The 4,471-nt window shown below is 37.0% G+C and carries 5 protein-coding genes; all 5 read left to right on the top strand.

Annotated elements, in window-relative coordinates; all coding sequences use genetic code 11:
• A partial coding sequence (locus tag DNK84_RS10685; RefSeq protein WP_456236418.1) for a hypothetical protein occupies nt 1-281 on the top strand: 281 nt, incomplete at its 5' end.
• A 104-nt stretch (nt 282-385) separates the two neighbouring features.
• Nucleotides 386-1,486, top strand: coding sequence for a hypothetical protein (locus DNK84_RS10680; protein WP_119344498.1), 1,101 nt, complete (start codon nt 386-388; stop codon nt 1,484-1,486).
• A gap of 251 nt (nt 1,487-1,737) precedes the next feature.
• Complete coding sequence (locus DNK84_RS10675; RefSeq protein WP_119344497.1) at nt 1,738-2,709, top strand: hypothetical protein; 972 nt, start codon at nt 1,738-1,740, stop codon at nt 2,707-2,709.
• An 89-nt stretch (nt 2,710-2,798) separates the two neighbouring features.
• Nucleotides 2,799-3,890 (top strand): type IVB secretion system coupling complex protein DotM/IcmP, encoded by a 1,092-nt coding sequence (gene icmP, locus DNK84_RS10670; protein WP_119344496.1) that lies wholly within the window; start codon nt 2,799-2,801, stop codon nt 3,888-3,890.
• A 14-nt stretch (nt 3,891-3,904) separates the two neighbouring features.
• Nucleotides 3,905-4,471, top strand: a 567-nt coding sequence (locus DNK84_RS10665) for an HNH endonuclease (RefSeq protein WP_162902389.1), incomplete at its 3' end; no start/stop codon positions are given.

Below are 4,471 nucleotides of genomic sequence, written 5' to 3'. Positions count from 1 at the left end.
GGTTTAAGGCTATTAGGAATTTGCTCCCGACGAGGCAGTGGTGGAAAACACTCAAAGCTAAGCTAAGAGGGCATTTTGAATACTATGGCGTGAGCGGGAATTTTCCTGCAATCGCAAAATATTACTCAATTGCCAAAAGATTGGCAAAGAAGTGGTTAAATCGAAGAAGCCAGAAGCGGAAAATGAGTTGGGAGAAGTTCAACAAATATATTGAACGTTACCCACTACCGCAGCCACGAATCACACATGATTTTTATACTTTAACAGGTTCAGTGAGTTAAATTGAAGAGCCGTATGTGGGAAATCTACAAGTACGGTTCTGTGAGGGGCATCATGCTTTCTCACATTATGTTTAAAATTTAAATTATAAATAGGAGAAACAGAGATGTCTACTCGACAAATAAAAACATTATCAACGTGCTTGTTATTAAGCTGTGCAACTACAACGTTAGTAAATGCTAATTCGATTAAAGCAGTCGATACTGATAATACATTAAATAAAACCGTAATAGAACAATCGCTTGGTAATTTTTCAAGCCAAAGTCTATCTGGTCAACCACAGAGGATTCAGCGGTTTAATGCATTTTATAATGCCGCAGCAAATAAAGAATATGTGCAAACACTCACTTCAGGTATCGCTTTAGGAAGTCTGCTTTATAACGAGTATCCAGCTTATGCAAATGATCCACTTGTGAAAAAGGCCGAGGATCAAACAAAACAAGCTGGCATTGAGGTTTACAAGGCAGCAAAAAATATTCGTGATTTAACGATAATGGATCAACATTTAGTCGCTTATAAACATGCTTTTGATAATGCCTGGCAGGCACGTGTCGATTTTTGGCAGGACAAAGATAACGGTGAAAACGCACAGGATTTTAACCACTTCTTAAATTATATGCTTATAAATGGTATTAGCCTGGTTCAAAAACAAGGAACATCTAAGGCAATGAATACCTATGTTCAGATTAATGGTTTGGCATACCAGTTGCAGGTTGACGTGCAAGGTGTGTATAAAAAAGCAAGAGATGGTGCGATAAAGAATCTTTATTCGGTGACACCAGAAGTTTTAAAGTCTAATGTGATGGCATTAAGACAAAATGCCACTATCTCAGGTGTAACACAAGCTGTGGTTGATGTGAATCATGCATTAGAGGCGGCATTAAACATTAATAAACCGGTAAAAGTCTTTGGTGTAACCATTTTCACCTTAAAACTGCCACAAAGCGTTAAAGATTTTGTGCATAAGGCAGAGAATAAAACAGGCTTAACCGATAGCTATCAGGCTTTGATGTTTATGATGAAAAGCGATATTAATCAAATAGCAGACTACCAAGCCATGCAAAAGGCCGCCAAGTCAAATGATTTTGCAAAATTACTGGTTTCTCTCACACAGGCTTTGGCACCTAAGTTAGGCGTTAAGCAAGATCAAATGTATTGGGCGTTGATGAATCAGATTGCTATTTATTTTAGTAAGAGTATTCAATAATACATTTTTTATATCAGAGTAACTGTTATCTACTTGGGTCAATTCAATTTTAAATTAAGCAGATTACGCATTTAGCCACGCATCATTGCTTGGTAATGATCATTAGTAACCAAAAGCGTTTTGGCCATGGCAATAAGCTTATTCTTGTAATAAAGCTGATGGGAGAGGTCAAATGCCTAATAATAACTCATTTGGATAGTTTATTACTCGCTGGCAAGGCATTTTGTAGATCAATAAAACGGGAGTGATATATGCCAGGAACAACAATAGAAGATTTTCAAAATTCAATAAAAGATAAAACAATAGCTTATCTTAAACAACGAGTAGGAAAAGGGCTTGCCCCTGATGCGATTTCAAGTTTTTCTAAGCTAACAGCACGACAAATAAATAAGATGTTCATCGGTGTAAAGTGGCCTGTTAATGTGTCAAAATTTGAACTGATTTTAAGTGGCGGTGCCAAATTGGAGTTGCCTAGAAGAAAAGAAGGGGTGGGTGTGATGGTTCCTAGTAAGCAAGGATTTGGAAAGGAAGTTGAATATGACTTTATGACAACACGAGCTTTAGGGGGAGAGTCAGCAAATATTCACTTTAAAATATACTATAATGATGCTGATAACCAACCACAAACCACCAATATCAATATAGGAGCTTCTAAGCTAGTTAGCCAGGGCGATAATCAAGTTCCTAATAGTGATAATAACAGTCGTAATAATTCTTCTGATAATAACCCAAATAATAATCCAGAGGAAAATCAGCCAAAGCAACCCTGTAATCAAAGTATCTATGAACAAACATCTTCCTTGAACGTTTCATCCAGACCTAAGCTTGATGATGTCTTCACTAACCAAATCGGCTGTTCAAGTCAAAATTTAACAGAGACTCAGGGAGATAATAAACACCAACGCTCAACAAGCTGTCCAGGTAAAATATTTTATGCGCAATACAAAAAAGCTGCTGAATCGTTACATATGCAAGAGAGTAAGCGACAGGATACAACAGCAGGTGAAAGCTTTGTCGCTCAGGAGTGCAACGGTGTAAATGGCAAAGGCACGGAAAAACAGCTATGGCAAAATGGCAGAGAGCCTACTAAGTTAAAGCAAATAGAACACTATAATACGTCAAACATTTTGAGGGGCAAAAATACAACAGCTGGATCTTTTGAAGTAGACAGTAAGCTAAAAAAAGGCGGGTGTTGTAGTGGTTCTCCATGTAATATTTTCTAGTGCTTAATTATTGCGGGCCTGCCACGTACTAAAAAACGCAAATCTAATGTAATGTTACCACCATGTGATTAAATTATTAATAATAAGCAATGTCTGCACAGAGAAACAATAATGAACAAGGCACAGAGTTAGTGCCATTATATATCGTAGTTGCGCTTGCAATTATTGGGATGTTGCTTTATTTCTTTTTTCATCGCCAGATTATACATGCCGTACTTGCTTTTAAATATTTTGAACTATCCATTCTTGCCATATTTAACCAACATTATCATCAGCTGATGATCTGGATAGATTATGCTAATACCACGAAAGTCAGTGCGGTTGATCTTTATTATTTGGCACAAAGTGTCGGCCAAGGTTTGCGTTGGCCAAGTATCCTCATTATTGCGGGGCTTGGTGTGCTTTTATACTACAAACATCCTAAACGATTTTTCGTTGATAAATATAATATGCACAGCTTGTTAAAGTTATTATTACCTGTTTTTCCATACGCTAAGCTAACACAGTGCACACAGTTAGTAAAACAGCCATTAGATAAAGGCTCATGGGCAATGGGGTTATCACCAAAAGCATTTATAAAAAAGCATAAGCTTATAACAAGTACAGATGGCAGCAAGGGTAAGTTTGATGTTGAAAAGGCAAAGACACTGATGCAAGGTATGTTAGGTAATAAGTGGAAAGGAGTTGAGCAGCTTATCCCTGTGAGAAGGATTGTCTTTGCCTGTTTATGTGCCTATGTTATCGGTGAGCGCCAAAAGGCAGAGGCAATGTTAAAAGAGATTGCCAGTGAGATTGATATACAAAAAGAGAAAAATGAAGTATTACAGTTGAAGATGATTGATAAGGTTATTGCACGAAGCGTTCATCATGAAAAAGTGCAAGAAATTATTAAAGCCCATGCTTATGAGAATACCATATTTACGACATTGCTATTATCGGCAAGGCAAACAGGTATTGTCGCAACTTCAAGTTTTTTATGGCTTAAAGCGTTTGATCGAGAACTTTGGTATACATTAAACAATGTGGGTCGCCAGGCTGTTTTCACAGAAGGTGCTGCGGTACGTGCGCACTGGTTAATAGAATGCCAGGCAAAAACAGCCGTTCATATTCCGATGATTGATTCTGCTGTTGAAGCATTGAAGCTTTATTATGAACAATATCTTGATGTCAAAGATTTCTAGCTTTTGGAGTATTTATGAGCGAAGCATTAACCTTACAAGCCTATTTTGGCAACTGGTCTTTATTTCAAAAGCGTAAAAAAACAAAACTGATGCAACAGTTAAAGCCTGAATTATATGCGCAAAGTAAAGGTTATTGTCAGTATTGTGATGACAAGCTTACGATTGAAGCGGCTGAAGTAATCAATCATAATGGTGATTACACAGATAACCACTTTGATAATTTTCGTTTAGTGTGCCAGTTGTGTGCAAAGGCATGTTTGCTGGATGCTTACCCATTAGAATATGAAGGTGAAGATCGTATTTTATTTTTGCCAGAGTTATCACAGATGCAGTTAAATCATTTATTGCGCGCATTACAGCGCCTTATTGATGAAGGTGAGCAAAAAGCATTTGATGCCAAACTGATTTATGCACAGCTTTTAGAAAGAGCGGAACTTTTAGATCAAATCAGTAATGCAAAACTAAGTTCCCCTGGCATTTTTGTGCATTATTTTAATCAAAAATATTGTGATCAAAATTTCATTAAAAAACTGCGATTTTTAACACGTAATATAGAATCAACTACTGTACACGAAGAAAAA

This window comes from Facilibium subflavum (genome assembly GCF_003574485.1).
GTDB classification, from domain to species: Bacteria; Pseudomonadota; Gammaproteobacteria; order Francisellales; family Francisellaceae; genus Facilibium; species Facilibium subflavum.
Note: the sequence above shows the minus strand (reverse complement) of the source record. Positions and strands in the feature narration are given on the sequence as shown.

Excerpts from the sequence above, each read along its gene's own strand:
- DNK84_RS10680 (WP_119344498.1), top strand. The coding sequence starts at position 386 with ATGTCTACTCGACAAATAAAAACATTATCAACGTGCTTGTTATTAAGC.
- icmP (WP_119344496.1), top strand. The coding sequence starts at position 2,799 with ATGTCTGCACAGAGAAACAATAATGAACAAGGCACAGAGTTAGTGCCA.
- DNK84_RS10675 (WP_119344497.1), top strand. The coding sequence starts at position 1,738 with ATGCCAGGAACAACAATAGAAGATTTTCAAAATTCAATAAAAGATAAA.